Origin of the sequence: Saliphagus sp. GCM10025317, assembly GCF_042663665.1 — an archaeon.
GTDB lineage: Archaea > Halobacteriota > Halobacteria > Halobacteriales > Natrialbaceae > Natronosalvus.
Window position 1 is genome coordinate 141,623 of sequence record NZ_JBHTAQ010000007.1, and the last position, 25,282, is coordinate 166,904.

A 25,282-nucleotide genomic window follows, 5' to 3' on the forward strand; every position below is an offset into this window, starting at 1 on the left:
AGGCTATGGTCCTTGTGAATGGCACAATACCACGACGGGTGCCCAATCAGGCGCCACAGTAGCGAGAAGGTACTCGAGGTGCGTGTAGATCGCTAGTCCGCAGCGACGGCGTCGCCTCGAGTCGCTCGCGTCGATCCGGGGGTTCGGTCCTGATCCTGGTCCTCGTCCACGAGGTAGACATTTCTGCCGACGACGACGCCGTCGGTGTCGGTGTCGCTCGGACGGTAGGGACCGTAGCCGATAGCGGGCGCAGCCGTCTGCCAGAGGGCGCCGAGTTTACACAGCGCGAAGCCGACGATGATCAGCGTGAACCCCGCGACCGTCCCGGCGGTGAGCGACTCGCCCAGCGCCGCCCAGCCGACGACCGCCGCGACGACCGGCACGGCGTAGTTGACGAGACTGAGTTCCGTCGCTCCGATGCGCTCGAGGAGGACGAAGTAAACGAAGAACCCGCCGCCGGTGGCGATGACGGCGAGGTACGCCAGGGCGAGCACCGCGTCGGTCGTCACCTCGAGGCCGACCAGGGTCTCGGCGGGGTGGAGGCCGCTGAGGGTGTGCAGGACGATTGCTCCGAGGCCCATTGCCCAGGCCTGTTGGGAGACAATCGGCAGCGTTCCCCGGGTACGTTCGGTGAGCACCGAACCCAGGGCGAAGACGACCGCCGAAGCGAACAGCAGACCGACGCCGAGGGCCTGGCCGCCGAACGAGCCGCCCTCGAGCGCGATCGTGCTGACGCCGACCAGTCCCAGCAACAACCCGATGACGGCCTGTGGGCGAATCCGCTCACGGGGGAGCAAGGCGAGTGCCAGCGGCGGCGTCACGATGGGCGTCAGGCTGAGGACGACCGCCGCGACGCTGCTCGAGACCATCGACTGGCCGAGAAAGAGCAGCGCGAAGTGAGCGCCGACGAGGAGGCCACCACCGACCGCGATCAGGAGCCAGTCGGCTCGAACGCTCGGCCGCCAGGACGCGCCAGTGAGGGCGACGGCGGCGACGAAGAGGAGTGCCGCGACGTCGAATCGAAGTGCGGCGAAGAGGATCGGGGGCACGGTCGCCAGACCGATCTCGATCGCCGCGAACGAGGTCCCCCAGACGAGCGCGAGCCCGAGAAAGAGCACGATATCTCTCGTTTCAGTCATTATCCAACAAATGACTCGAACGTATATCTATGTTGCTATGCGCGCTTCTCGGCCCCCAGAAGTCCTCAAATCGAAGGGGTATGCTAACACTCGACAATGGTGGTAGTAAGCGTGTTACTAATTCACGTGACAGCTATGCGGAGTCGAGACGACCGGGTTCGTCCGCGATGGCAGCCACGAGGCGCTGCCTCGTGGCTCAGCGGTTCGTCAGTCCGTCGCCTCAAGCGGTGCTCCACCTGGTCGGTAAAAACGGTCGACGCGCGATGGGTTATTCGTCTTCGGTTTCGTTGTCGGTCTCGTTATCGCCCATCTCGGTCTCGTTGTCGTCGGTTTCGTTGTCGCCGATATCAGTTTCGTTGTCGTCGGTTTCGTTGTCGTCGGTTTCGTTGTCGTCGCCAATATCGGTCTCGTTGTCCTCTTCCTCGTCGTCGCCGATGTCAGTTTCGTTGTCCTCCTCGTCGCCAGCGCCGGTATCGGTTTCGTTGTCGCCGCCAACACCGGTATCGTTCTCTGGCGCACCCTCCTCATCGCTCGGTCCGCCACATCCGGCGAGGACGGCCGAAAGCGCAACGCCTGAAATACCGAGTATTCGTCGTCGTGAGTAGGGTTGTTTTGATCCCATACTCACCAGTTCATCAAACGGATGGATATAACGATGACCTGCAACTGCCGGTTTTTTGTTACGAACCGACACGTCGATCGGAGGATTCTCGACGGCTGAAGCGCCGATAACCACCCGGTTCTGGCGCTATCTGACGCTCATCCAACGGGACCTCACTCCTCGAGAGAGGGTTCCGGTCGGCTAGACGTCTCGACCCTCGAGCGACAGCGACCCCCGGCCGAGCGAGAGGTGCACAAACGCGGGTGCGGCGACGACAGCGATCGCGATCTCGAGGCCGCCGACGACGAGGAACGCCAGATCGTAGCCGTACTGGCTGGCGACCGTGCCCCCGATGAGGAATCCGCCGAGAAAGCCGAGGCTGCCGGCCAGGTTGAACCCGGCCATCGCCAGTCCGCGCTCGCCGTCGGCCGCGAGGTCGGTGACGAGGGCCATCGTCGCCGGCGAGATGAGCGCCCCCAAGATGCCGACGACGACCATCATCGCGGCGGCGAGGGTAACCGATGGAGCGGCGCCGACCGCGAGAATGCCGACGCCGTAACAGAGTGACCCGACGACGATGGGGACGGTCCGGCCAATGCGATCCGAGAGCGCGCCCATAGGGTACTGCAGGAGGGCGAATGGAGCGAAAAAGCACGCGAGCAGGAGGCCGGTTGTGGCCGCGTCCACCTCGAACGTCGCCTGGAAGTACAGCGTCCCGACGAGGGCGAAAAAGCCCGCCGTCAGTCGATCGATGAAGCCGAACGCGTACGGGATCGACAGCGTCGGCCGTCGTCGGACGCCCTCGAGGATCGCGCTCGCTCGTCGGCGCGTGCTGGGTGCGCGGTCGGTCGCGAGGGTCACGAGGAGGCCGACCAGGCCGAGCAGGACAGCCGCGACCGCGAGCGGGGCGAGGGGGTCGACCGCCGTGAGCTGTCCGCCGACCGGGGCGCCCATCGCGGCGCCGAGACCGATAGCGATCCCGGCCGCGCCCATGTTCCGACCGTGTCCGCCCTCGAGGTCCATGAGCATCGTCATGGTGAGCGAGAGCGCGCCGACGGTCATCGCCCCCTGGAACGCGCGCAGCACGAGCACGCCCCCGAAGGAGAGCGAGGCGAACGCGCCGATGAGCGCGAGGACGGCGTAGCCGGCGCTTCCGGCGAGGGCGCTCGCGACGATGAACGGCGTCCGCTTCCCGGTCGCGTCGCTGGCGATTCCCCAGAGCCCGACGAAGACGACGTAGGCGGCGAACTCCGCGACCAGGAACCACATGCTGGCGTCGAGGACGGTCGACGTCAGCGGCGAGGTGGTTTCTCCCGCGCCGAGCGCCTCGACGAGGTCCGCGATGCCGGGGTAGAGCAGTAGCTGAGAGAAGAGCACGGCGAAGACGACCGTCGCGAGGACGATCCGATCCCGGTCGTTCGAGTGCACGCACACGTGTTGGCACTCGATACCTATGAAACCGTCAGTTCCGGGTGGGCTCGAGTCCCCTCTAAAACACTCGCTCGGCCACCGTGCAAGCGAATCGCTCTCATCCGATGGCCGTATTTGCCGTTACTGCTGTGCATAAGTCTCCGTAGAAGTATGCATACGAAACATGAGTAACGACGAGAGCGACGGCCCCTCGAACCCGGGGCTGGCCACCCGGAGCGTCCACGCCGGCTACGACGGCGATCCGGCCACCGGTGCGGCCGCGGTACCGATCTATCAGACGACCTCCTACACCTTCGACGACGCGGATACCGCCGCCGACCTGTACGCCCTTGAGCGCGAGGGTCACATCTACTCGCGGATCAGCAACCCCACCGTGAACGTTCTCGAGGAGCGTCTCGCCTCGCTCGAGGGCGCGAGCGGCGCCGTCGCGAGCGCGAGCGGGATGGCCGCGCTGGACTCCATCGTCCTGGTGCTCGCCGAATCCGGCGACAACGTCGTCTGCTCGACGGACACCTACGGTGGGACGACCGCGTACTTCGCGAAGACGGCCGCTCGCCGCGGGATCGACACCCGGTTCGTCCCGACGCTCGAGGCGGACGCCTACGCCGAGGCCATCGACGAGGACACGGCCTTCGTTCACGTCGAGACGGTCGGCAACCCCTCGCTCGTCACTCCGGACTTCGAAACGATCGCCGACATCGCGCACGAGAACGGCGTTCCGCTGGTCGTCGACAACACGTTCGCCTCGCCCGCGCTGTGCCGGCCGCTCGAGTACGGTGCCGACGTGGTCTGGGAGTCGACGACGAAGTGGATCCACGGCTCCGGAACGACGGTCGGCGGCGTCGTCGCCGACGGCGGGTCGTTCGACTGGGGTGCTCACGGCTACGAGGAGGTCGCCGGTCCGAACGACGCCTACCACGACGTCGACTTCTCGCGTGACTTCGCGGACGCACCGCTGGCCGCCGCCGTCCGCTACCGGTCGACGCGCAGCCTCGGCAACCAGCAGTCGCCCGTCGACGCCTGGGAGACGCTCCAGGGGCTCGAGACGCTTCCTCTCCGAATCGAGAAACACTGCGAGAACGCCGCCATCGTCGCCGACTACCTCGCCGACCGCGACGACGTGGCCTGGGTCACCTACCCGGGGCTCGAGAGCCACCCCACTCACGACAACGCCACGACCTATCTCGCGGACTTCGGCAGCATGATCGCGTTCGGCCTCGAGGGCGCCGGGGAGCCGGATTCGGACGACGCGCGCGGGGGCTACGAAGCCGGCAAGCGGTTCTGCGAATCCGTCGAAGTCGCCCAGTTCCTCGCGAACATCGGCGACGCGAAGACGCTCGTCATCCATCCGGCGAGCACCACCCACGGCCAGCTCACGCCCGAGGAGCAGGCCGACGCTGGCGTCACGCCCGACCTCGTCCGGCTATCGGTCGGCATCGAGGATCCCGAGGACATCCTGGCCGACCTCGAGCAGGCGATCGAGACGGCGACGACACCGACGGGAGGCGAGTGACCCGATGACCACCAGGGACACGGTCGACCTCGGCGAGTTCACCTTCGAGTGCGGGGAATCCATCCCGTCGCTCGAGGTTGCTTACGAGACCTACGGCGAGTTCGACGGCTCGAACGCGGTCCTAATCTGTCACGCCCTGACCGGGAGCGCGCACGTCGCCCGCCGACCCGACGCTGGCGACGAGACCGCCGGACAGGCTCGAGCCTGGTGGGGCGACGTCGTCGGCCCCGGAAAGGCGATCGACACCACGGAGTATTACGTCGTCTGTGCGAACGTTCCCGGTTCGTGTTACGGCACGACGGGACCCTCGAGCGAGAACCCCGAAACCGGTCGCCCCTACGGGACTGATTTCCCGCCGGTTACGGTCGGCGACTGGACGCGCGCCCAGCGGCAACTGCTCGACGAACTCGGTGTCGGTCGCCTGCGGGCGGTCGTCGGCGGGTCCGTCGGCGGGATGAACGTGCTCGACTGGCTCCGGCGCTACCCCGACGACGTCGAGTGTGCGGGCGCCGTCGCAACCGCGCCTCGCCTCGATCCGCAGTGTCTCGCGCTCGACGCGGTCGCTCGGCGGGCGATCACGAGCGACCCCGACTGGAACGGCGGCCACTACTACGAGGTCGAGGACGACGGAAACGACACCGGCGACGGCTCTCTCGAGGCCGGTCCCACGGATGGCCTGGCTCGCGCCCGTCAAATCGGCCACATCATGTACCTCTCGAAAGCCTCCATGGACCGGAAGTTCGGCCGTCGAGCGGCCGGCCGGGAGGCGACTCGAGACGAACCGACGGACCCGGCGGGCGCCTTCTTCCCGTATCGCGAGGTCGAATCCTACCTCGACTACCAGGCCGAGCGCTTCGTCGACCGGTTCGACGCGAACAGCTACCTCTACCTGACCCGGGCGATGGACGACTTCGACCTCGCTGCGGGCTACGAATCCGACGCCGACGCGCTGGCTGCCTTCGAGGGTGACCTGTTGCTCCTCTCGTTTACCGGCGACTGGCACTTCACCGTCGAACAGGCCGAAGCCCTCGCCGAGACCTGTCGCGAGGAAAAGATCGACGTCGCCCACCACGTCGTCGACTCCGACCACGGCCACGACGCGTTCCTCGTCGAACCCGAGAAGGTCGGCCCACCGCTGTCGGGACTACTCGAGGCTGGCCTCCAGGGGCGAGCGATCACGGACACCGTCGAACGGCCGGACTCGAGCCCGTTCGCACCCGTCCACACGAGCCTCTTTTCGCGGTGACGGAACACAACACGCCAATGTGACGCCGAACCGTACTGTACACTACTTTAACCTATATTCTCGTATATTTATTGAGTTGCTATCTTTCACCGATTAATGATTCTACGATGATGTAGAAAATTATAAGGCAGTACTGTGGAATAGATCGATGATGGCAGTCGATAGCCAACTCGAGTACGACGATGCACCACCAATGGACGAACAAGTACACCAGATGCCGGCGGACTCGTCGGACCTGCCGGTCAAGGACGGGGCCGTTTTCGGCATCGGAGCGTTCCTGCTGAGCTATTTCTCGCTGTACGCCGTCGTGCAGGGGGCGATGAGCATGGGCGGGGTCACCGCGGACGACGTTCCGGCTACGTGGGAGACCGCTGCGTGGGTACTCCTTACGGCGCTCGGTGCCGGTTTCGAGGTCGACGGCGAGACAGCCGCAGTCGGGGGTTCGATCATGGAACTCTCCGTGGTAGGGGGCTTCGTCGTATTGTACGTCGCGGTTCCAATCGTCGTTCTCGTCGCCGCCGGATACAGCATGGCGAAATACACGAACGCTTCGGACGCCAGCGAAGCGGTGCGCTCGAGCGCTCTCGTCGTGCCCGGTTGGCTGGCACTTTCGGTCGTGTTCGCATTCCTCTCGGAGTGGGAAAGCGAGGCCGAAATTGCCTACGCCGTCGTTACGTCCGACGCGATTCTCTACGCCGGCGTCCTCGTTCCGGCACTGTTCGCCATCGCTGGTGGCCTGCTCTACAGCTGGCCCGACCCCGCCGAGAAAGTGCTGGCGAAGATCGACAGTTAAACTGAATTGGCTATTGTCCCCGCCTCCACGATATCGCCACCCTACCGATCACAAAACTTATTTTCCGTCATTGATACCCGGCTGTATGTCACTCGACCGTCGTCTCGAGTACGACGCGTCGCCCCCTGCCGACGGTGATTCGTTCGACGACCAGCCGCAGTCGACGGAATCGGAGGACGACGGGTCCGGGAACGACGTGCGAACCATTCTTTCGGTAGGGTCGGCAGTCGGTCTCGGCGCCTTCATCGCCGTCTATCTCGTCGCCTATCAGCTCTCGCTGGCCGCCCGGAACGGAATCTCCTGGTCCGAGGGCGAGCCAGGGGCCTGGATGACGGCCGGAATCGTCACACTCACGAGCCACGGCGGCACGTTCGTCGAGGACCCCGAACGACTGCCGTACGTGGCCGCCACTGGTGCACAGACCGCTACCCAGCTCTTGCCACTGGTCATCGTAATGGCGCTGGTGGTGGCGGGAGTTCTCGTGGGTCGCGTCCTCGAGCCCTCGACCCCGAAAACGACCGCCGCCTACGCTGGCTCGATCATCCCGGCGTACGTCGGCTCGCTCGCGGTGCTGACCCGTCTCGCGAGGTACACGCCCCCGGACGACCGTCCGCAGACCGGCAGCCAGAACATCTGGTTGCTGTTCGAGGTGGAGACAGTCGCCGTCTCCCTCGACGCCTCGTTTCTGCTCACGACGACGGCCCTCGCGTTCGTGTTCGCGTTCGCCGGAGCTACGTTCGCACGGCGCGCCGTCCTCTTCCCGTCGACGTTCGAGCCTCGAGTCGAGCGGACAGTCACTCTTCCCACGAACGAAGCCGGAGAAACTTCCGATACGGTCGAACGGGAGACAGGTGCAATGCCGACATCGTCGGCTGGAAACGGAAATGCCGACTCGTCGGGATTGCCTCAGAATCTCTCGAGGGAAACGGACGAATCGGACACGAAAACCGCTCGAGGGCATCGAAACGATGGAGCTGAGGGCGTCACGAGCGACGATCACACTCGATATCGGCCCGGCGGCGCGTCCGACGGCCGAGCGAATCGGGACCGAAGTAGCGACCGCGACCACGACCGCTACCGCCCGTCGGACGACTAGTCGTCGGTTGGGCGTACCTGATCGAACCGGTTGCCGCCATCGGCGAGACCGTTTTCGAAACTCGAACGACCGAGCGAAGCGTCGGTCCCTGGCTGGTCGAAGACGAACTGGTCGTACGCGGTGGACTGATCGACCAGACCTTCGAGCCAGCGGTGTGCGTCTCGGGCGAAGAGCGTGAGACCGTCGACGCGAGTAATCGGTGCTGACTGACTCCCGGGAGAGCGGAAAAGGGCGATTAACGCCCACATAGTGCCGGCACTGAGCGCTCCCATCGCCGAGAACGTCATGCCCATCGTCGAAAACGTGAAGCCGTACACCATTCCGATTCCCATGGAAGGAAGACTCGTTCCGAGCGGGACGCGTGCCGTCGCATCCCGCAGCGTCGGGGCGAGGAAGAATATCGACAGGCCGCTCCCAATCGTGAAAATCAAATCTTGCCACATCATCACCAGTACTATTTCGGAGCCGAGTAAAGGTCTGTTGGTATCAGAAATGGACGGTTGGAAATAAGTTAGCATGGAATTGACTATCATCCGAGTTAATGTGTAGCCTCACCAGAGAAAGAACAGCCTTCGCCTCACTCGTGCCCTCTTTCGAGGGACGAGGACCCGGACGATCACTCGAGTATGTCTGCCTTACGGAGTTCCGCTCGAACGCCGTCCATGGACGTCACGACGACATCGCAGTGGGGCTCGACGGCTGGCTTCGGATCGAAGCCGATGGCGAGGCCGGCCACCCGGAGCATCGGCAGGTCGTTCGCCCCGTCACCGACGGCGACCGTCGACTCGAGCGGGACGTCGACGGTTTCGGCGAGGTTCGCCAGCGCGTCGTCTTTCGTCCCCTCGATCAGCGGGCCCTCGACGTCACCGGTCAGCGCCTCGCCGTCGGCGTCGAGCGGTAGGCGATTCGACACGACGTGATCGACCCTCACGCCGTCGCGCTCGAGGGCTGCTTCGACGCCGCGCTGGAAGCCGCCAGTGAGAATCGCCGTCGTGATCCCGGCTTCGTTCAGATTCTGTATCAGGTCCGCCGCCCCCTCGCGGAGGATCACGTTCGCGTACGCGGCCTCGACCTCGTCGCGCTCGAGCCCCTCGAGCAGGGCCGCCCGCGAGCGCAGGCTCTCGGCGTAGCCGATCTCGTCGTTCATGGTTCGCTCGGTGATCTCGGCCATCTCGTCGGCGACGCCGAGTCGGTCCCCCAGCAGGACGGTCATCTCCGAGTCGGAGAGGGTGCCGTCGAAGTCGAACGCAACGATCGTTTCGCGCATCACTCCCCGATTGCCAGTCCCAGGATAAACCAGTTCAGGTTCCCGCGAGTCTGGTCGTCACGAGGAAAGGACGCTAGTGATGGGGCCGCTGGTACGAGTATGACCGACTCGAGCGACGCTGTTCGGTGCTGGCTCGTCGAACGAACCTTCGACGATCGGAACCTCGTCACGCTCGTCTACGCGACGCCGAACGGCGAGCGGTACCAGCGACGCTCGTAGTGTGGCTCGCCCGATGGTACGGACGCGCTACCGGTGCCTATCCCCCGATTACTTACGCCACTGCTCGAGGCCGATGTAGTCGATGTGGTGGGCCGACTCGGTGGTCACTCTGGTCACTTCTCGGGTCGTCGATGAGCACGCCGCGGTGCCGATCGCACGTCGCTACCATCGTCAGCGCATTCGTCTACAGACCTGGTGGACCTGCGGACGGCACTACGCGGCCCCGATCGACCCATTTCGCGTCGTCGACGTCGCTCCGGACCGGATACGATACGCGCTCGAGCCACACCAGCGTAGCGCACTCGAGTCGAAATCGCCGACGCACGTACCGGCCGTCGCCCCCGGGACGTGGGACCTCGAGAACCCCCGGGTCCGGGAAACCGATTGCTATCGTCGCGTCGTCCAGTGGTTCACTGGCGAGGGGCGTCCGTCGTCGGCACGCGCGGGTGAACCGATCGCCGTAGCTGCGGATGGCGGTCCCCGATCCGGAGACGGCGAGGGTGCGAACCCACGACCACTCCCGGTGCTCGAGCGGACAGCCGGTTCCGGCGACCGGAGCGCACTCGAGTGGTACCTCGCCGACCTCGCTACGCGGGGCTGTCCGCGGATCAGCGCGCGTCGCGACGAACGATCGGCAATTCTCGAGACTCGGTCAGTTCTCGATCCCTATCCGTCGTTTCCGGCCGCGATAGGCGAGATTCGGGTTGACGTCGGTCGCGACGGTCGGTGGATTCTACACGACGGACTCGAGCGCCTGGCCGTCGCGCAGCTACTCGGACTCGAGACGATCCCGGTTCACGTCTACGTCCGTCACCGACGGTGGCAACGTCGGCGCGACCGGGTGGTCCTGACGGGAGCCGATGCGGGCGATCATCCCGACCTCCTGGATCTCGACTCGAATCGGAGCATCGACGGGAGAGGTCGGTAGGCGGTCGCGAGTGCGCTCGATAGACGGCGACTGCTCCGTCGAAATCCCCACTGCTTATACTGGTTGACAGACGACAGGGACTCGAGGGCACGTAGCTCAGTCTGGATAGAGCGTCGGACTTCTATCCCCGTCGCGGTTGTGGTCGCGGTTGCGGTGGGGGAAGACATCCGACGGTCGTGGGTTCGAATCCCATCGTGCCCGTGCGAAATTTAACCGTTCAGTACCCGTCACTGAACGGACGCGAGCGGGCTTATTATCCTCGAATTCGCGAGAATCGAATTCTCAATTCGTTTCTGAGAAACTGGATACCGTTCAATCGTTGAACACCCCCTTCTGCGGTCGGGCGATTTTCATTCCCGTTTTCGGGTGTCGAAGGGGGTGGTCGGCGTGGCAGTGAGCGACTGGGTACCCGAGAGCAGTTCGAACTGTGATCACTGCGGCGCCCACGTGAGCGAGCAGTTCCGTCGCGTCTACGGTGACGATCAGGACCGAGCCCATCGCTGCGGCGAGTGCGATTCGTTCCGTCGCCTGAGCCGCGGTACTGGTGCTGGCGTCGACGTCTCGATTCCCGATCCGGAGACCTCGCCCGGTCGTCACGGAGGTGACTGTGCGTGAGCACTAGGAAGGGCCTCGAGCGCTTCGGCGTCGTTGCGCCGACGGTCGTTCGGGAACCCGCTCGAGACGCTCAGAAGATTCCGATCTGTGCCGAGTGCGGCCACCCGGTCGCGAACTCGAAAGGATCACAGTCCATCGAGAGACCGACGCTCGTCGACGACGACCTGGCGGACGTCGATCGGCTGATCACGTTCGGCTGGTCGTGCGAGCGCCACGCCTACGAGGTCGTGATGCCGGCCCATGCCCATGGCCCATCGGCGCCGGGCATGATCGATGGCTGGATTGGCCTCGAGGTCGAGTTCGTCGACGGCCACGTTCGTCACGTTCCGACACCGGAACGGGAGGTGAACGATGTCGAGTGAACAGGCTCGCCTGGTCGACTTTGGGCCGGATCTCTCGCCGTTGACCGAGGCTGAACGCGAGGCCTACGTTGCTTGCCGTGAGAACGACGTCGGCGTTCGCGAGTTCGCCCGCCGGACCGACCGGCGGCCGGGAACGATCGGGAACCTGCTCGCTCGGGCAGAGCACCGCCTCGAGAGTCGGGGTGAATCGGCGTGAACGCCGAGTGCTGTACAGCCGGTACTGGACACACTGATCGACTCCCGATTCGAAAAGTGAAGGAGCGGTTCCTTCGTCCGATAGGTGGTGGGTGCGCCGCGGAGAGTCGGCTGTCTCTCTTAACGGCGTTCATACTTCTTACACAGAGGTTCATAATACGATAGACAATCAACCAATTTTGCCACCGATATTGGAGAAAGATTACCGTCTTCTTCAATCAATCATTCATCGGTCAGCTTCACTGGTTGCGATCTCTACAAGAAACGAAGGGGGTGACCAGCGATGAGCCGACTCGTCGAGAACAGCGAGTGCGAGCGCTGCGAGGAATCCATCACCGGTCTCCGTCGACTCTGTCCTGAGTGTGCTCGAGAGGTGCGCCGCGCTCGAGGAGGGCCGCTGTGACCTCACAGCCGGCCACCACGCCCCACGAGAGCCACGGCCGGTGGAAGTGGGACGACTGGGGCCGCGGGCCCTACGATGCGCTCTCGAGCGTCATGCTCGGCCCACCGTTCGAGGGACACCTGAAACTGGACGTCGACGTCGACGGCGAGCCCTGGCACCTCGAAGTGACCTACTCGAAGTCGGGCTTCAAACCCCGGCCTCGAGACAACATCAACGCCTCGAGGCTCTACGAGTGGGATATCAAGGGCCGCGGACCGGGAGAGGCGAAAGCTTCGTTCAATATCTCGCCACGGTTCCCGAACATGCGTCACTGGGAGACCGGCGATCCGGTGGGTCTTCCCTGGGAGAATCAGTTCGGCGAGGTCGACGGCGTCGACGTCGAGTACGAACCCTCGAACGTCGAACCCGAGCGTGCCCTCGAATTGCTACCGGAGTTCTATGCGGCAATCTTCGAGGAGGCGGGCGAACCCGTATACCCCGAGTACTTCCGGAAGCCACCGCACCCGGAGTACAGCCGCGAGTGGGCGCACGAGCGCTATGTTCGGATGCGTCGCGAATGGGCCGAGAAACTGGCCTCGGCGGGCGTCCTACAGAAGATCACGCACCACCTGACCGACATGGAAGGCGTGATCGCCGAGTTGAAGATCAACAACAAGGAGGTCGTCAATCACCAGAATCGGCTGGTTCTCGACCCCGCAGCAGTGAGCGAACTCCTCCCCGGCCACACCTACGGCCGGAAGTTCGAGATCTACCAGCTGAAAGATCCCGATGCGGTTTCGAAGGATCACCCGTCCTACCATCCGAAGGTGGAGGTGCTGGTGAACAAGAAGATGAACGACCGCGAGGCATGGGCATGGGCCGATCGGCGCGAGGTCGTCGAGGAGATCGACGAGACGCTCATGAACTTCATCAACTGGGACGACATCCCGCTCGCGCCCGACGCCAGCGCTGTGTACGTCGCAGACGATCATTTCGAGGCCGTCGCTCGAGACGAGCCGGTCGAACTCTACCCGGACCCGACGCCCCGCCTTGAGGCGAAGAGCGAGCATCTGCTGTTGACGACGCTTCGCGATCTCGGGAAGACGCCTCGAGACGTCGCCGAGAAGGTCTCGACCGATGGTGGGGTGACCGTCAACGACCTGGCCGACGAGCTGGGAAACACCCGTCGACGATCTACCGGGCGATCGAGGAACTCGGTGAGCTGCTCGATCTCGAGAACGGCCACGTGTCCTACCGGGCTCGGAAGTACCGCGAAGAGATTCGTGCGCTCGTCGAGAGCGCCGAGTACGGCATCGAGAGTTACGCCGACCGCATCCAGCACATCATGGGTCTGGCGGATCACGTCGCCGAGTGCTCGCCGTTCCAGAAGTGGCTGGCCGAACACGGCGCCGAACTCGAGTTTGACCAGGAGGGCGAACCGAAGCGCCTCCGCATCGACACGATCCTCTCGACGCTGAAAGCCTCGAGCTTCGAGAGCGCCCAGGAGGTCGCTCGCGAGGCGATCGAGAAGTGGCGCCACTCAGGGAACGACCCAGCGTTGTTCTCGAGAGTACCGATGCTGTGGCGGACACCTGGAGGCGACACGGAGACGCGACCGGTCGGACGACTCGCGCCCGACTGGTAGAGCGGCCCTCGTGAGTGGCGACACTCTTCCGAACCTTCTTTTCAGCAATTAAGATTGTATTCAATCCGTGAGTGTGCAACTTCGGTTGTGTTCCGGTCCTCGAGGGGCCGGGCTCCGTCCCGATCGGGCCGGGGCCCCTGCGGGGTCGATTCGCGCTGCACGCGAACGCCCCCTTGCGGCGTGTCCCCAAGGGGACAAAGCCAAAAAATACAACGCCTCCGCCTCTCCTCCGCACGCGGATCTCCAGATGAAGCACTCGAAACACTCCCTCTTCTCTGCGTGGTAATTCGTCTTCAGCTCTAATCTCACATATTCAGAAATGTCTTATTTATCGAAGCGGATAAAGACACTATACGTGATATAATGGTTTTCACTCCCACCTCGTTACGGGAACCTATTTATCTCTAGTTTTAATGAAATTAAAATAATGAGAAACGAGGAAATTATCTATTCTCTCTCTAATTTATCAAATTCAGATACGGATATTCCATACTTTTCTTGTAATTCATTCCTTCTATTAATTAATTCCCCCAACAATTCATTCGATTCTTCTTTTAATATCTCCCTTTTACTCACCATGAGGTCAAATAATACGGGAGTTTCTGATTTCATTACTGCAAATAGAGATTCGCGATTTTTCTCCATGAAGTGATCCCAACCTGCATAGCAACTCTCATTATTTTCGTAACCCCCCTCATCTAAGAGAAGAACGACCGCTATTCCAGGGTCAAGAGGGGCAGATCCCATGCTGTAATCAATTCGGTTAGGATAGAATTCATCTATGTAATTTACTGTCGGTGGACCAGCAACTCTGATAATCTCCTGAACAATTTTCTCAAGATGTAGTATGCTCTCATTATACTCTTCTATATGACCATGAATTTGCTGATTTCGGCCCTGACTGCGTAATAACGCTGTAGGATCGACTTCGTTATTTATCGGATATTTGATCCCAAGACTTCCTTGAGGTTGCCAATTTGTTGGCTCATCTGGGACTTCCTGAGGAGGAGGATTCCAGCCGACTGTTTTTTCTTCAAGTATTCGAATATTATATCCAACCCTATCAATAGCAGGTTGTATTACTTCACTAAGTTCATCAATAACTACATCCTTTTCTCTGTCTCGCTCTAATTGTTCAAGTGTTTCGCTATTTTGGCTTACGGAGTATAATGTGACATAAACAAAAAATAAAGTTGCTAGTACACCTGTTGCTTGCGCCGTGACAAGTGCTGTATCTGAATCAACGAAACCACGAAATTTCGATACAACAAGCAGTGTAATCGCTACTGAAAGGCCAATAATACCGATAGAAGCAAATCGGATAACTCTCATATCATAGATAGTAAATTGATACCATATATTTCTCTCGGCTAAAGGTTACCTATGTTTCCATTCATCTTTCTCTATCTGGATTTCACGCCCTCAGAATGCGTTTACCCGATATGCACACGAGTATGGAGCTTCGTGTGTATAACAGCCAGGTCAACGTTCACGCTAGGCCCTCAATCACACCAATCGGTATGGTTTATACTCATCAGTTATAACCATCGATGTTTGAATGAACGGAGACTTCCAAGACTATCAGACTGTGTTCATGAAATGCCCCTAAAAAGCAGATAATCTTGCGGCGCGTTCTGCGCGCCGCGCTCGAGATCTGGCTGATGGGCTGGACATAAGTGACTCATACCGTCAGTACCCCCCAATGGTGTAGTGGGACTCCGACAACAGAGATTGGCGTATTTGCACAGGGCGGACTGACCCAGCCAATACGATTACGTTCACTGAAGAACAATTATCTAATAGCGCGGGGGGAAGGGGTTTGTCGTTGCCAGCGTCACCCTCACAGCCAACCAGCCACTAACCACATCATTGTTACCTCCGCGCTATCCTATCTATCGTCAATAGTCCTCACGTCTTGCGATCGGCGCGTGCTGACCAGCCATTTGCACGTGTAGACCTGGGTTCTGTCTGAACGGAATTGCGACCCATAATCATGAATTATCTGAACAATCTTGGCCCACTATATGGCATCTGAAAATAAGTCCATGTGTGATGATTCGATCACACATTGATGAGCAGAGACAGATAGGACAAATCACCACTTTTAGCGAGGTGAAAAATGAGCGATTTCGGTGAGGCGGCTGCAGCCGTAGGCGTTCTGATTATTGGCGGTTTCTTGTTCCTCAAGATGGCGCCCCACCTAGGCGCAAATGGAGCAATGAACCCCACCTTTTGGGGCGTCATTTATATCCTCGCAGGAATACTTGGTGGTGTGATCATTATTGGAGGAGTCGTCGGAGCCTTGTTCTCGAGATAATTATGTCCATTCTGGAGCACCTATCCACTGACGAGAATACCAGAGTAAGTAGCGAGGAGATTCTTAACGTCCTTCGCAGGAGCGACGATCTTGTGACAGGGACTTCTGATATCGCAGATACAATTGGGATGAGTGTTGATGGTGCACGTGACCGTCTTCGCTCTTTAGAGGAAGATGAACGAGTGATATCTCAAAAGATCGGGAATAAGAATGGTTACACACTGGTCTGGGGGCTTCATCCAAGCGAGAGACAGGAGCCTATTGTTCCTGAAATTGATCGGCTTGTGAAATGGTGTGATGCAATTTCACATATAGGCTGGTCAATAATCCGAACCGGAGTAGTTGCATTTGCTATTGGCACGCTCTTATGGTTTATCTCCATCTCACTGACTTTGGGTGGATGGTCATTGGGCATATTAACAAACGCACAGCTCCATGTGTATGGATACGGGATCGCTGGAGGCGGGACTAGTGCTCTTTTATTTGGTAGCGCAGTTGTTATATTTACTATTGTTGCAGAGACCATTGCTGAATTCCGGGTAAATAGGACTGTTCAATAGAATACATCTCTGATGCTGATTTTCGCCTGTTGAGTTCCACGGTGATCACCACCACCGTGCCATCGTAGGAGTGGGAGACTTGAGGCCTTGCACATCCTGTCTTTGACGATTGTCAATCCCGAGCGATCATGTGGACGATACACCACGAAACAGTACCAGCCGTTCGTCCGCCGGAGTCGATCGTGATACGCTTTGTAGACCTTGAAATTCCCCGGCTGACCGTCGCTGTGCTCGAGCATCGTGCTCTTAATCTCCACTGGTGTCCCGTTCTGGAACTTCGCATCGTGCCAGCCGAGGCGCTCGAGGTCGAACCGCCGCTTCCGAGCCATGCGCTTCTCGCAGATCGTGCCGAAGTGGTTCGCTCGCTTTGAGCGATTCACGACGACCACGCGCTACGCGCGCTGATATATATCAACTCCTCCGCCTGATTCGACGACCGCCCATCGGTCGCTTCGCTCCCCGCGGGAGCGAGCGATGGGCCTGGGCTTCGAGTAAAGGGGTCTGGGTATCCGTATCCAGCCATCCAGTGGGTCGCAGTCATGCGATAACCTCGTTCACTTTGGAAATCGCGTCGACGTGCTCGCCGTCGTCTCGGTACTCCCGCCAGCGTGAACCCACCCAACCGTGACTGTAGGGAACGAATTTGGCGGTTTCACGATTCGTCATTCCCTCCTCCTTACAGCGGATAACCGTCCACAGCGAGGTGAGACGGGCGGCCTCGTCGGCGTCCATCTCGTCGGTTTCGTCGCCGAAGCGTGACCAGCCCAGTCACTCGCTTCCTTGGTGTTGTACCGAAGGTCCGTCGGCGGGACGCCTTCGATCTCGCCCTGGATGTCCGCGAGTTTCGCGTTGCTGATCGAATCGGCGATGATCGCCTTCTTCTGGCTGACCTTCTTGACGATCGTGCCGACGCGCCAGAGCATCGGGTGGATCGATCGCTCGCCGTGAGCGATGTAGATCAGCGCGCCGCCGTACTTGCGGATCTTGTAGACCAGCGGTGCCATCTTCATCCGGGTTTCGTAGCCCTGCTTGCCCTGGCCGCTCGCCGAACTCGAGAACTCGTCGCCAATGAACAGTTTCGGGCGCTGACTGTGCTCGAGCGGGTCACCGTCCTGCTCGACCCACTCCATGAGGGTGCCGTAATCGGGAATCCAGCCGTCCTGGACGTCGCCGTCGTCGTCGACCCAGCGGTTCTTCTCCTCAAGGGACTGGATGTTAGTTCCGAGCAGCGAGTCGGATCGGTTCAGATCACGCCAACGTTGCGCGAGTAGACAGGCGAAATCGGTCTTTCCGGCGCCCATCTCACCTAGAACGACGACGACTGGCGCCGGGCCGTCGATCAGGTTGTCGACCTTCCCGATCGCCTTCATGCCGGAGACGTCCGCTCGCTGCGAGGTGTCGCCCACCATGTGCTTGATCGTCGGCATATCGCCGTTCTCGAGCGCCTGGCGGAAGGTTTCGGTCCCTTCGACCATGCGAATGTCGCGGTGTTTGCGGAGGTCTTTGCACTGGCCGGGCATCTTGTCGGGCCGGTCGGCCGCGAGAGGGTCGTAGTGAACCGAGCGGATCGACAGCGCCCTCGAGACGTGTTCGTCGCGAACGACACCGCCGTGATCGTGGATCTCGCGGTTTTCCCGGTCACTGTAGCCTTCCTGATGTTCGCGCGCCTGTGCGGTCGTGTAGAGCGCCTGCTGGTCGGCGCCATTGTTGTCAGTCATTGGTTTCCTCCGTCTACGATCATCTGGTGAGTGTCTTCGTCGGTCGACTCCTCCGGGTCCTCTCGAAGCCGTCCGTAGCTGTACCACACAGCCACGACCGGAGCCGTGAGGGTCACGAGAAAATAGCTACGTGGAACCGGAAGGAACAGCGCCCGTTCGGTCGTCTCGCCAGCTGGTCCGGTCGACCGTTCCTCGGTTGGAACGTTTAGCGCCTCCGCGGGGAGCATGAACAGACCGGCCCACAAGCCCACAACAAGACCGCCCGCGAGCGCCATCGCGAGAATCGCTCGCTCTCGGTCGGTGAAGTCGATCGTCACTTCGACCACCTCCATTCACTTTCCTCGTGATCGATCAATAGCGGCCGATTCTCCATCCGGCGCTGTTTGGCGAGAATCGACACCATGAGTGCCGCAGTATCGGTCCGTCCTCGAGCCGCGTTCTGGCTCTCGTCGAAGACGAATACCGGAGGTGGATCGATCGTCGTCTCTCGAAGTTTACCGTCGTGGATGTACCTCACGAGTCGACACCTCCATCGGTGGCCGTCTCCGCGGGCTCGAGCGTGATTCCCTGGGGATTCTCGGCCGGATCGTAGTCGATCGCGTAGTCGTCGACGTCGCGGATCTCGTCGCTGTCCCACTTGTCGGCTTCCTCGCGAGCAGACTCGAAGCGTTCTTTCACGCTGGTCTGCTGGCCCATTAGCCCACGCTCGTCGGCCTCGGCCTGGAAGTTGATTGAGTCGCGCTCAATCTCGACGCCCATCTTGCTGATGCGCCCGCGGAGTTTGTTGAGCGCGATCGAGTCCTCGATGAGATCGCCGTGGATGTCCTCGAGCATCGCTTTCAGCGTCACGAGCTTGCTGTCGGCCATGTTCGACTGATAACAGCCGGTGACGATGAGGTCCTCCGTGTCCTCGAGCCACTCGAACTCGCGGACTTCGTACGATTCCTCGTCATTGACGCGGTAGGGCGATGGTCCCTCGACGGTCTTACCGTTCCACACCTCGGGCTCGACGTAGTACTTCTCTCGCGTGTCGGTGACGCCATTGATGTGGTGAACGGGAATCATGTGCCGGTTCCGGAGCTTCCGCGCACCCGTGATGAACAGCGCGAGCAGCGGCGGGCCCAGGAGCAACAGCGCGGCGAACCAGCCGAAAACGATCGGCGGAATACCGGGAACTGACGGCCGAATCCAGATGAGCGCAGCGCCGAGCGAAACCATGATCCCGAGAACGATCAGCTGGCTCTCGGCGAGCAGGTACGTCACCCGGTCGGACCAATTCGAGAACGTTCCGCTCGTCTCGGTCATGCCTTGATCACCCCGCTCTCTTCGGATCGGATGACGTACGCGGCGCCGAGTCCTGCGAGCCCGGTCGTCATGATGACGCCCGAAAACAGGCCGCTCTCGCCGCCGAAGTGACGGAACGGATTTTGCTCGACGGTGCCCGTCGAGACGATCGCGCCGCTCCCCTGCGCGAGTGACTGACTGGTGGCGACGGCGACCGCGGCACCGCTCCGATCGGCGACCGCGAACGTCACGGTGTTCTCGCCCTCCTCGAGGCGCACCTCGTCGTAGTTGAACGACGACGTCCCTTCCTCGAAGGTGCCCGCTTCGGTCAGCGAGATGCGGCGCTGTTCGTCGGCCTCGATGGTGAGCGTGAACCGTCCGCTCGAATAGGACCAATCGACGATTCGCGTCTCGGCGTCGATCGCCTTCTCGTAGTCCTCGTTGGCCTCAAACTCGGCTGGCGTCTCGTTCGTGGCGTTCTCCTGGGACTGTGCGAGCGCGCCTATACTGCCCATGCCCATCGCCAGCGATACCGCTACGACCGTAGCGAAAATGAAAATCCGATTCATAGTCAGTTACCTAATCCGGGGATGAGGTCGGTCACGATCCCGACGACCGCCAGAACCACTACGCCGATGATCCCGATACCGAGCAGACCGGCGCCCTCGCCACCGAGACCGAATGAGGGAAAGCCGATACTAACGTTTGTGTCGGTCTCGTCGTCTTCGGCCATCGTCTCAACGAGTTCGTATTGTCGTTCGAGCAGTTCCTTCTGGAACTCCTCATACTCGTCTAGACGGTCGTGTACCTCGTCGTAGTCGGTCGGCGTCTCGGTCTGGAGTGTGTGATCGGTGAACGTGATGGAATCAGTGTCCACGAGGTCGCCGTCCTCGTTGACTTGCTTCGCCTCGATCACCGTGAACTCCCGGTGCTCCTCGAACTCAACGAACGCGCCTCCCTTCTTGCCGTCCTCCGTCTCGAACGAGAACGAGAACGTCACGATAGGAGCCTCCGCCGCGCCCATCGTATCGCCTATACCAGCCGGTGTGTAGGCCTCGCCCACCTCGAGCGAGTCATCCGGGCCGGGATCAATGTAGACCGTTCCCGGCACCTCCTCGCCCGCGAGGGCTTCAACATCGTCGTCAGTCGTCCCCTCGGTTACGTCACCAATCTCGAGCGTAACGAGACTGGTAGAGGGGGAACGACCGAGCATGGCGAGGTGTGCGTTTACGATGGCGTAAGGGTCGTCGTCGGGCGCGTCGTCGGCCAACGAGGTGAACGTCTGAATGTCCTCCCACGAGATATTGTCGTCAACAATATCCTCGTATACCGTGTCGATCATCTCCTCAACGTTCGTGGACGCCGTACTATGAGCATCGAGCAACGCATTCGCGGCATCATCGTACGATTTCCGATCCCACACCGTAGATTCACCATCTACGTCGTCAAAATCGGAATCGTACACGTTCCGGTACTCAGCGTCATCGAACTCCCGAATGTGCCACTGCCACTCGTCCAAAACCGGATCATCGTACAGCACTCCGCTCGAGGAAGCATCGAAGGACGGGATAGTGAGCAAACCGAAATCAGGGCCGTCACCACCGCCGCCCTCCTCCCTGTAATCAGCCTGAACCCCGATGGTAGGAACGTCGATTATTTCGCCGTCCAACAGGGTGTACTCGATTGGATCAGTATCGGTTTCGAACTCAAAGATTCCACCGTCATCTATGTCGGTCCTCGAGTCGTTCCGAATCTCAAAGACGAAATAATTTTCGAACGAACTAACGCTACTCCATTCGTCAGCCGCCCGAAGTGCGTCCTCGAGATGGTCAGCACGATCACCGAGACTGCGGAGTGCAAGATGTGCCTCTTGAATCAACTCCCCTGCGGAATGCTATACGTAACGTCAACCGTTTTCGTCGCCTCATCGATTGCCTCCTGTCGGGTCGCGCCGTCGTCTTGAATCGCCCGATACGCCGACTTTAGGCCCTCTATGTACGCTTTCCCTTCGAGATTGGTGACATTATCAGTCAGCCACGTCAGTGCCGTCTCGGTCGAAGCGGTTTCTTCGACCCCGTAGCGGTACATATCGCCGTGAATCCGAAGAACCTCGTTCTCGAGATACTCCTCGTATTCTTCGTCGTCGTCATCGTCGCCGAACATCCACGCGAGAGGGTTCGAGGTGCCCCAATTCCCGATGATGATACCCGACGATTGAGCGGCCGCCGGGATCGAGGCCGTCGCCCCGAGCGCCCCGGCCGTCGCCGCGCCCGCCGTCGCCTGGAGCATCCGTCGCCGCGAAAGCGTCCACCCGTGGTGATATGCCTCCTCGTTCGTGGGCCGTGGGCATGGGCGATGGGCCCCGCCGTCGAGATCGTCACCGACGTCGACTAAATCGGCGCCGGAATCGTCGGCACTCGCCCCCATCATTCACCTCCTCGAGCCCGAGCCCGAGCCACGCCAGCCGCCCCGAGAGCCAGGACAGCCACCCCGACACCGAAGCCGGGCAACTTGTCGGCGCCACCGACGACTACGCCACCGATCAAGCCGTCCACCTCCACGTTTTCGACGTTATCCTCGTTGCCTTCAACGACCAGCCGGTATTCGGTCTCGTAATCGAGGCCGTCCGTATCGTTGAACGAGACCGACGTTATCCGCGTCTCGCCCTCGCTCCCGTCGACGGAGAGGGAATGGGCTTCCGTCGCGTTCGTTCCCGACTCGTTAAACTCGGTCTCGTTGTAGAACGTCGCGTTCACCGTCGAAGTGTCCGAGTCGTTGAAATCGCCCGAGAAGTCCACAGTAAAGGTGAGCGGGTCGCTCTCGTTGTCGACCTCCATCGTTTCGTTCAGCAGCTCGTCGGTGTCCGCGGCACCGAGGCCGACCAGGAGGCCGGCACCGAGCGCGAGTACGACGACCGCGACGGAGACCAGGCGGCCAGCCGTGGGCGTGGGCCGCACTCAGACCACCCCCGCAGCCATCACCCCTGCAAGCGCGATCGAGAGCGCCGAGGCCGTGATGATGTAGCCGGTGATCGTCGACTCGTACCACTCCGCTTTCGTACCGTTGAATTTGAGGAATTGCATTGGTGAACCTCGAGGTTACTTGTAGGCGATCAGGTAGAACGCGGCGGCGTTCAGCAGCACGATGAACCAGCCGAGATACCACATCGAGTCGATGGCGTAGGAAACGGCTGGCACGAGCGCCGCCAGGATGTTGAGGATGAACGCCAGCAACATCACCACCGTCTCGACGTCGGTGTAGTCCTCGATAGTGGTCTGGCCGTTCGTGACCCAGGCGGTCACGAGCGTCAGCATCGAGACGATGAACGCGTAGGTGATCTCGGTGCCGTGAGCGCTGTAGAGCGCGGCGTCCATCCCGACGTTGAACGGCTGGTTCAGCGCGATCGAGACCACACCGACCATCGAGACCGACGCGAGTACGAACAGCGGCGCGAGCACGCTGTCGATCAGGTCAATACCGTCCTCCCGGCGAACCGCGCCGGGAACCATATTCTGCGGTAGGCTAAGTGCCATACCCGGAAACGCGCAATCCGCCCTATCGAAAATCTTCGCGTTTCCTTGGTGGGACGGCCGCCAAACCTTGGTTTCCCTGATAGTCAGCAACGTTTATATCAAGGCGGGTTGCGCGCCATCCATGGCACTCAACAAACTACGCCAGCTCGACCAGAACTCCGCGGGAATCACGCTCCCGAAAGACGATCTCCGTCTCGAGGGTCTGCTCGACGAGAACGGAGAACTGAAAGAGGAGTACCATGCGCATATCAGACTCGTCGACGAGAAGGAATGGACGATTACACTCGTCGACGGGATCGACGCCTAATTTCTGAACTTCATAGCCAGCCGACTTTGCTACGCTCGCGCTGCTGAGCCTCTGGTGAGTACGTCCCGCGGTAGTGCTCGAGGAACGTCTCGAGATCGTTCCATCCGCCCCAGTCGACCACCAGGAGCGGATCGACGTCGGCGGCGGCGAGCGCGGTCGCCCAGGTCCGCCGAAGATCGTGCATTCCGAGATACAGCCAGCCGTCGTCGCCGGTCGCCTGGTGAAGTTCGCGAGCGGTCCCGCTGAGCCAGCGCCGAAGTGAGCGCGTCGTCGAGATTTCGAGTAGCGGCTTCTCGCTCGAGGCGTCGCGAACGTCGGCCACGGTTCGGATCGTCGTCGCCAGATCGCGCGGAACGGGTGTCTCGCGGAATTTGTCGCCTTTCCCGTGCCACACCCGGAGTACTGTTCCGGCGTCAGTGTCGATGACGTCCTCGGGCGAGACGTCGAGAATTTCGTGCGACCGAAGCCCACAACGCGCGCCCAGGGAGTAGGCGAGTCGCTGTTGGGTGTCGGTGGCGGCCTCGAGGAGCTGTGCAACTTCGGTCTGGCTGAGCCAGACTTTCATGTCGTCGCGGTTGCGATGTTGCTGGAGATTCATGTCCGGGTTGCGAGTAAGGCGGACGGCAACCCGGGGTATAGTGAGTGTTTTGGTGGGATGGGCGGCCCGATCGGGCCGCTCACGTCCGAGATGTACCGATTATCGGACGAGTATCTCGCAGCATATGGTTCCGAGACCGCGCTCTTATCTGCCATCCCGGTCGGGATCGGCCAGCGGGGCGCCTGCGACGTCTGCGGGCGGCTGTTGTACCCGAACGCGAAGGTCGAACTCCTGGTGCTTATCGACGCCGGTCACGTTTCGGTCGCGGCGACTCGGTGCAATCTGTGTTCGAATGGTGAGCCGAGGATGGGACCGAACGGCCGTGCTGGCTCGCCCGGGGGACGCTCGCGCCGTCGGTCGATCCACACGGGCGCTTGAGATTGATCCTCTCGGGTGCGAAGGTTGTCGATCGCGAAGCATAGCCCGAAGATTCATCTTTTCCGAACCGAAAGAGAGGGTACCTCGAGCGGGTACTCTCGAGGCGGGTAATACGGCCACACGGCCGGGCCGGAGGTCCATCCGGCCCCGATTCGCGCACCTGTGAACGGTCTTCCGTTCGCGGTGTCAAAATGACTTGTAGAGACATCTCAGAAGCTTCTGGCACAATGATTCACGAAAATCGAATAATAAAACCAAACCACTAATATAGGGGGATATTTTCACCTACCGTAAAAACGTAGACTCAAAAGATCAGGTTGATCCAGCCGAATTGCCACAGAAAAAATATAGGCCGCTTGAGGATAACTAGTCTAATTTAGATATCCATATCGGCAGTGAAGGAACCAACAGTGCTTTCATCACCATCTTCCGAGACTGCAACTACCGTAAACTCAACTTCGGTCGCGCCTTCTTTAGGAACTTCAACGAGCCCAAAAGAATTCAGATTGATCGTATCACCGGTACCATCGAATTCAACGTCATCTGACCGCTGTTCATCGCCAGTGGTAGTGTCGAACACGTCCTTATCGGACCGTACAATGAAACTGTCAGCGTTTCCGCTATCATCCAGCGTCATCGTAATCTCAGTGTCGTCGTAATCGACTTCCTCTGAGACCACTGCGTTCACGGGAGCGTTTCCAGTGCTACTGCCAATATCCAGCACGAACGCTGCGATCACGGCCGCGAGAATCACCGTAATGGCGACCATAAGTATAACTCCGATGACAGGTGATACTGCCCGTTCCGATTCATTACCGATCAGCTTGCTTCTGTATTTCTTTAGATCCATGATTGATCTTCTTGTGCGCACCGTGCGTGAACGGTCAGAAACTTTATTGACTGGTCCGGTGTCGGACCAATCGGCGGATAGGGATGGGGGTAAGTCAACCACACCCACGCCGTCAGCTTCTTCGCGCTGCACTTGTGCTGATAGTCACACTTAATCCGTGTATAATAAACCCTGTGGCTGGGTTTGAATAAACGAGATTCACGGTATATGAGACACTTTCAGAATTGATAATCAGCGACCCATAGAAAGGTTACAGCACCCCCTTGAAACGTTCACGCCTGGCGATTTCACCACCGACAGTGTAA

The 25,282-nt window shown here is 60.5% G+C and carries 29 protein-coding genes, 1 tRNA gene and 3 pseudogenes; 14 read left to right on the forward strand and 19 right to left on the reverse strand.

Features of this window, described 5'->3' with window-relative positions:
• Nucleotides 1-92: 92 nt before the first annotated feature.
• The 3 genes from ACFQS4_RS15245 to ACFQS4_RS15255 form a co-directional block, all read right to left on the reverse strand.
• Nucleotides 93-1,139 (reverse strand): DMT family transporter, encoded by a 1,047-nt coding sequence (locus tag ACFQS4_RS15245; RefSeq protein ID WP_500194034.1) that lies wholly within the window; start codon nucleotides 1,137-1,139, stop codon nucleotides 93-95.
• Between the two features lie 268 nt (nucleotides 1,140-1,407).
• Nucleotides 1,408-1,761 (reverse strand): hypothetical protein, encoded by a 354-nt coding sequence (locus ACFQS4_RS15250; protein ID WP_500194036.1) that lies wholly within the window; start codon nucleotides 1,759-1,761, stop codon nucleotides 1,408-1,410.
• Between the two features lie 180 nt (nucleotides 1,762-1,941).
• The gene (locus tag ACFQS4_RS15255) at nucleotides 1,942-3,168 is read right to left on the reverse strand and encodes an MFS transporter (protein WP_500194038.1); all 1,227 of its coding nucleotides are present in this window, start codon (nucleotides 3,166-3,168) and stop codon (nucleotides 1,942-1,944) included.
• A 166-nt stretch (nucleotides 3,169-3,334) separates the two neighbouring features.
• On the opposite strand from ACFQS4_RS15255, the gene ACFQS4_RS15260 reads away from it, so the two are divergent.
• The 4 genes from ACFQS4_RS15260 (at nucleotide 3,335) to ACFQS4_RS15275 (ending at nucleotide 7,819) form a co-directional block, all read left to right on the forward strand.
• Nucleotides 3,335-4,684, forward strand: coding sequence for an O-acetylhomoserine aminocarboxypropyltransferase/cysteine synthase family protein (locus ACFQS4_RS15260; RefSeq protein ID WP_500194041.1), 1,350 nt, complete (start codon nucleotides 3,335-3,337; stop codon nucleotides 4,682-4,684).
• Nucleotides 4,685-4,688: 4 nt separating this feature from the next.
• Nucleotides 4,689-5,930, forward strand: coding sequence for a homoserine O-acetyltransferase MetX (gene metX / locus ACFQS4_RS15265; protein ID WP_500194042.1), 1,242 nt, complete (start codon nucleotides 4,689-4,691; stop codon nucleotides 5,928-5,930).
• Between the two features lie 151 nt (nucleotides 5,931-6,081).
• Nucleotides 6,082-6,723 carry a DUF7978 family protein gene (locus ACFQS4_RS15270; RefSeq protein WP_500194045.1) on the forward strand — a complete coding sequence of 214 codons (642 nt, stop codon included), beginning with the start codon at nucleotides 6,082-6,084 and terminating at the stop codon, nucleotides 6,721-6,723.
• 85 nt (nucleotides 6,724-6,808) lie between these two features.
• Entirely contained in the window at nucleotides 6,809-7,819 is a 1,011-nt protein-coding gene (locus ACFQS4_RS15275; RefSeq protein WP_500194047.1) for a DUF7978 family protein, read from the forward strand.
• Here ACFQS4_RS15275 and ACFQS4_RS15280 read toward each other — a convergent pair.
• Together ACFQS4_RS15280 and serB are read right to left on the reverse strand one after the other, a co-directional pair.
• A complete protein-coding gene (locus ACFQS4_RS15280; protein WP_500196618.1) occupies nucleotides 7,816-8,265 on the reverse strand; it encodes a hypothetical protein in 450 nt (149 codons plus the stop codon). The genes ACFQS4_RS15275 and ACFQS4_RS15280 overlap by 4 nt on opposite strands.
• 170 nt (nucleotides 8,266-8,435) lie before the next feature.
• Entirely contained in the window at nucleotides 8,436-9,086 is a 651-nt protein-coding gene (gene serB, locus ACFQS4_RS15285) for a phosphoserine phosphatase SerB (protein ID WP_500194050.1), read from the reverse strand.
• Nucleotides 9,087-9,185: 99 nt separating this feature from the next.
• Between serB and ACFQS4_RS15290 the strand changes: the two are divergent.
• From ACFQS4_RS15290 to ACFQS4_RS15320, 7 genes and pseudogenes are all read left to right on the forward strand, one after another.
• Nucleotides 9,186-9,299: pseudogene (locus tag ACFQS4_RS15290) on the forward strand (DUF7967 family protein); the annotation flags it as partial.
• 106 nt (nucleotides 9,300-9,405) lie between these two features.
• Nucleotides 9,406-10,233, forward strand: coding sequence for a ParB N-terminal domain-containing protein (locus tag ACFQS4_RS15295; RefSeq protein WP_500194053.1), 828 nt, complete (start codon nucleotides 9,406-9,408; stop codon nucleotides 10,231-10,233).
• A gap of 85 nt (nucleotides 10,234-10,318) precedes the next feature.
• Nucleotides 10,319-10,434 (forward strand) — tRNA-Arg (locus ACFQS4_RS15300).
• 177 nt (nucleotides 10,435-10,611) lie between these two features.
• Nucleotides 10,612-10,848: a DUF7563 family protein gene (locus ACFQS4_RS15305; protein WP_500191844.1), complete on the forward strand. Its 237-nt coding sequence runs from the start codon at nucleotides 10,612-10,614 to the stop codon at nucleotides 10,846-10,848.
• Entirely contained in the window at nucleotides 10,845-11,210 is a 366-nt protein-coding gene (locus tag ACFQS4_RS15310) for a hypothetical protein (protein ID WP_500191842.1), read from the forward strand. The genes ACFQS4_RS15305 and ACFQS4_RS15310 overlap by 4 nt, the downstream gene beginning before the upstream one ends.
• Nucleotides 11,200-11,406 (forward strand): RNA polymerase subunit sigma-24, encoded by a 207-nt coding sequence (locus tag ACFQS4_RS15315; protein WP_500191838.1) that lies wholly within the window; start codon nucleotides 11,200-11,202, stop codon nucleotides 11,404-11,406. The genes ACFQS4_RS15310 and ACFQS4_RS15315 overlap by 11 nt, the downstream gene beginning before the upstream one ends.
• 398 nt (nucleotides 11,407-11,804) lie before the next feature.
• Nucleotides 11,805-13,432, forward strand: a pseudogene (locus tag ACFQS4_RS15320) (DUF7845 domain-containing protein).
• Nucleotides 13,433-13,879: 447 nt separating this feature from the next.
• Here ACFQS4_RS15320 and ACFQS4_RS15325 read toward each other — a convergent pair.
• Complete coding sequence (locus ACFQS4_RS15325; RefSeq protein ID WP_500191836.1) at nucleotides 13,880-14,764, reverse strand: hypothetical protein; 885 nt, start codon at nucleotides 14,762-14,764, stop codon at nucleotides 13,880-13,882.
• Between the two features lie 787 nt (nucleotides 14,765-15,551).
• Between ACFQS4_RS15325 and ACFQS4_RS15330 the strand changes: the two genes are divergently transcribed.
• Together ACFQS4_RS15330 and ACFQS4_RS15335 are read left to right on the forward strand one after the other, a co-directional pair.
• The gene (locus ACFQS4_RS15330; RefSeq protein ID WP_500191834.1) at nucleotides 15,552-15,749 is read left to right on the forward strand and encodes a hypothetical protein; all 198 of its coding nucleotides are present in this window, start codon (nucleotides 15,552-15,554) and stop codon (nucleotides 15,747-15,749) included.
• A 2-nt stretch (nucleotides 15,750-15,751) separates the two neighbouring features.
• A complete protein-coding gene (locus ACFQS4_RS15335; protein WP_500191831.1) occupies nucleotides 15,752-16,309 on the forward strand; it encodes a hypothetical protein in 558 nt (185 codons plus the stop codon).
• Here ACFQS4_RS15335 and ACFQS4_RS15340 read toward each other — a convergent pair.
• The 11 genes and pseudogenes from ACFQS4_RS15340 to ACFQS4_RS15390 all read right to left on the reverse strand — a co-directional run bounded on the left by ACFQS4_RS15340 (nucleotide 16,303) and on the right by ACFQS4_RS15390 (nucleotide 22,844).
• Entirely contained in the window at nucleotides 16,303-16,689 is a 387-nt protein-coding gene (locus ACFQS4_RS15340; RefSeq protein WP_500194056.1) for a PD-(D/E)XK family putative nuclease, read from the reverse strand. The two genes, ACFQS4_RS15335 and ACFQS4_RS15340, sit on opposite strands and share 7 nt — an antisense overlap.
• Nucleotides 16,690-16,846: 157 nt before the next feature.
• Nucleotides 16,847-18,027 (reverse strand): annotated as a pseudogene (locus tag ACFQS4_RS15345) (hypothetical protein).
• Nucleotides 18,024-18,359, reverse strand: a complete 336-nt coding sequence (locus ACFQS4_RS15350) for a hypothetical protein (RefSeq protein WP_500191827.1) — start codon at nucleotides 18,357-18,359, stop codon at nucleotides 18,024-18,026. The pseudogene ACFQS4_RS15345 and the gene ACFQS4_RS15350 overlap by 4 nt, the downstream one beginning before the upstream one ends.
• Entirely contained in the window at nucleotides 18,341-18,544 is a 204-nt protein-coding gene (locus ACFQS4_RS15355; protein WP_500191825.1) for a hypothetical protein, read from the reverse strand. The genes ACFQS4_RS15350 and ACFQS4_RS15355 overlap by 19 nt, the downstream gene beginning before the upstream one ends.
• Nucleotides 18,541-19,332, reverse strand: a complete 792-nt coding sequence (locus ACFQS4_RS15360; RefSeq protein ID WP_500191821.1) for a hypothetical protein — start codon at nucleotides 19,330-19,332, stop codon at nucleotides 18,541-18,543. Before ACFQS4_RS15360 ends, ACFQS4_RS15355 begins: the two co-directional genes overlap by 4 nt.
• Complete coding sequence (locus tag ACFQS4_RS15365; RefSeq protein WP_500191818.1) at nucleotides 19,329-19,880, reverse strand: DUF8063 family protein; 552 nt, start codon at nucleotides 19,878-19,880, stop codon at nucleotides 19,329-19,331. Before ACFQS4_RS15365 ends, ACFQS4_RS15360 begins: the two co-directional genes overlap by 4 nt.
• 2 nt (nucleotides 19,881-19,882) lie before the next feature.
• Complete coding sequence (locus tag ACFQS4_RS15370; protein ID WP_500194059.1) at nucleotides 19,883-21,190, reverse strand: Env/VP5 family phage fusion protein; 1,308 nt, start codon at nucleotides 21,188-21,190, stop codon at nucleotides 19,883-19,885.
• The gene (locus tag ACFQS4_RS15375; protein ID WP_500191804.1) at nucleotides 21,187-21,738 is read right to left on the reverse strand and encodes an Env/VP5 family phage fusion protein; all 552 of its coding nucleotides are present in this window, start codon (nucleotides 21,736-21,738) and stop codon (nucleotides 21,187-21,189) included. Before ACFQS4_RS15375 ends, ACFQS4_RS15370 begins: the two co-directional genes overlap by 4 nt.
• Nucleotides 21,738-22,268, reverse strand: a complete 531-nt coding sequence (locus ACFQS4_RS15380) for a hypothetical protein (protein ID WP_500191871.1) — start codon at nucleotides 22,266-22,268, stop codon at nucleotides 21,738-21,740. Before ACFQS4_RS15380 ends, ACFQS4_RS15375 begins: the two co-directional genes overlap by 1 nt.
• Nucleotides 22,269-22,394, reverse strand: coding sequence for a hypothetical protein (locus ACFQS4_RS15385; protein WP_500191869.1), 126 nt, complete (start codon nucleotides 22,392-22,394; stop codon nucleotides 22,269-22,271). It lies immediately after the preceding gene.
• A gap of 15 nt (nucleotides 22,395-22,409) precedes the next feature.
• Entirely contained in the window at nucleotides 22,410-22,844 is a 435-nt protein-coding gene (locus ACFQS4_RS15390) for a DUF8023 family protein (protein ID WP_500191796.1), read from the reverse strand.
• A 121-nt stretch (nucleotides 22,845-22,965) separates the two neighbouring features.
• Between ACFQS4_RS15390 and ACFQS4_RS15395 the strand changes: the two genes are divergently transcribed.
• A complete protein-coding gene (locus ACFQS4_RS15395; protein WP_500191867.1) occupies nucleotides 22,966-23,151 on the forward strand; it encodes a DUF8053 family protein in 186 nt (61 codons plus the stop codon).
• A gap of 10 nt (nucleotides 23,152-23,161) precedes the next feature.
• Here ACFQS4_RS15395 and ACFQS4_RS15400 read toward each other — a convergent pair whose 3' ends face one another.
• Both ACFQS4_RS15400 and ACFQS4_RS15405 read right to left on the reverse strand, forming a co-directional pair.
• Nucleotides 23,162-23,749, reverse strand: a complete 588-nt coding sequence (locus ACFQS4_RS15400; RefSeq protein WP_500191864.1) for a tyrosine-type recombinase/integrase — start codon at nucleotides 23,747-23,749, stop codon at nucleotides 23,162-23,164.
• A 754-nt stretch (nucleotides 23,750-24,503) separates the two neighbouring features.
• Nucleotides 24,504-24,977, reverse strand: a complete 474-nt coding sequence (locus ACFQS4_RS15405) for a type IV pilin domain-containing protein (RefSeq protein ID WP_500191860.1) — start codon at nucleotides 24,975-24,977, stop codon at nucleotides 24,504-24,506.
• Between the last annotated feature and the right edge of the window lie 305 nt (nucleotides 24,978-25,282).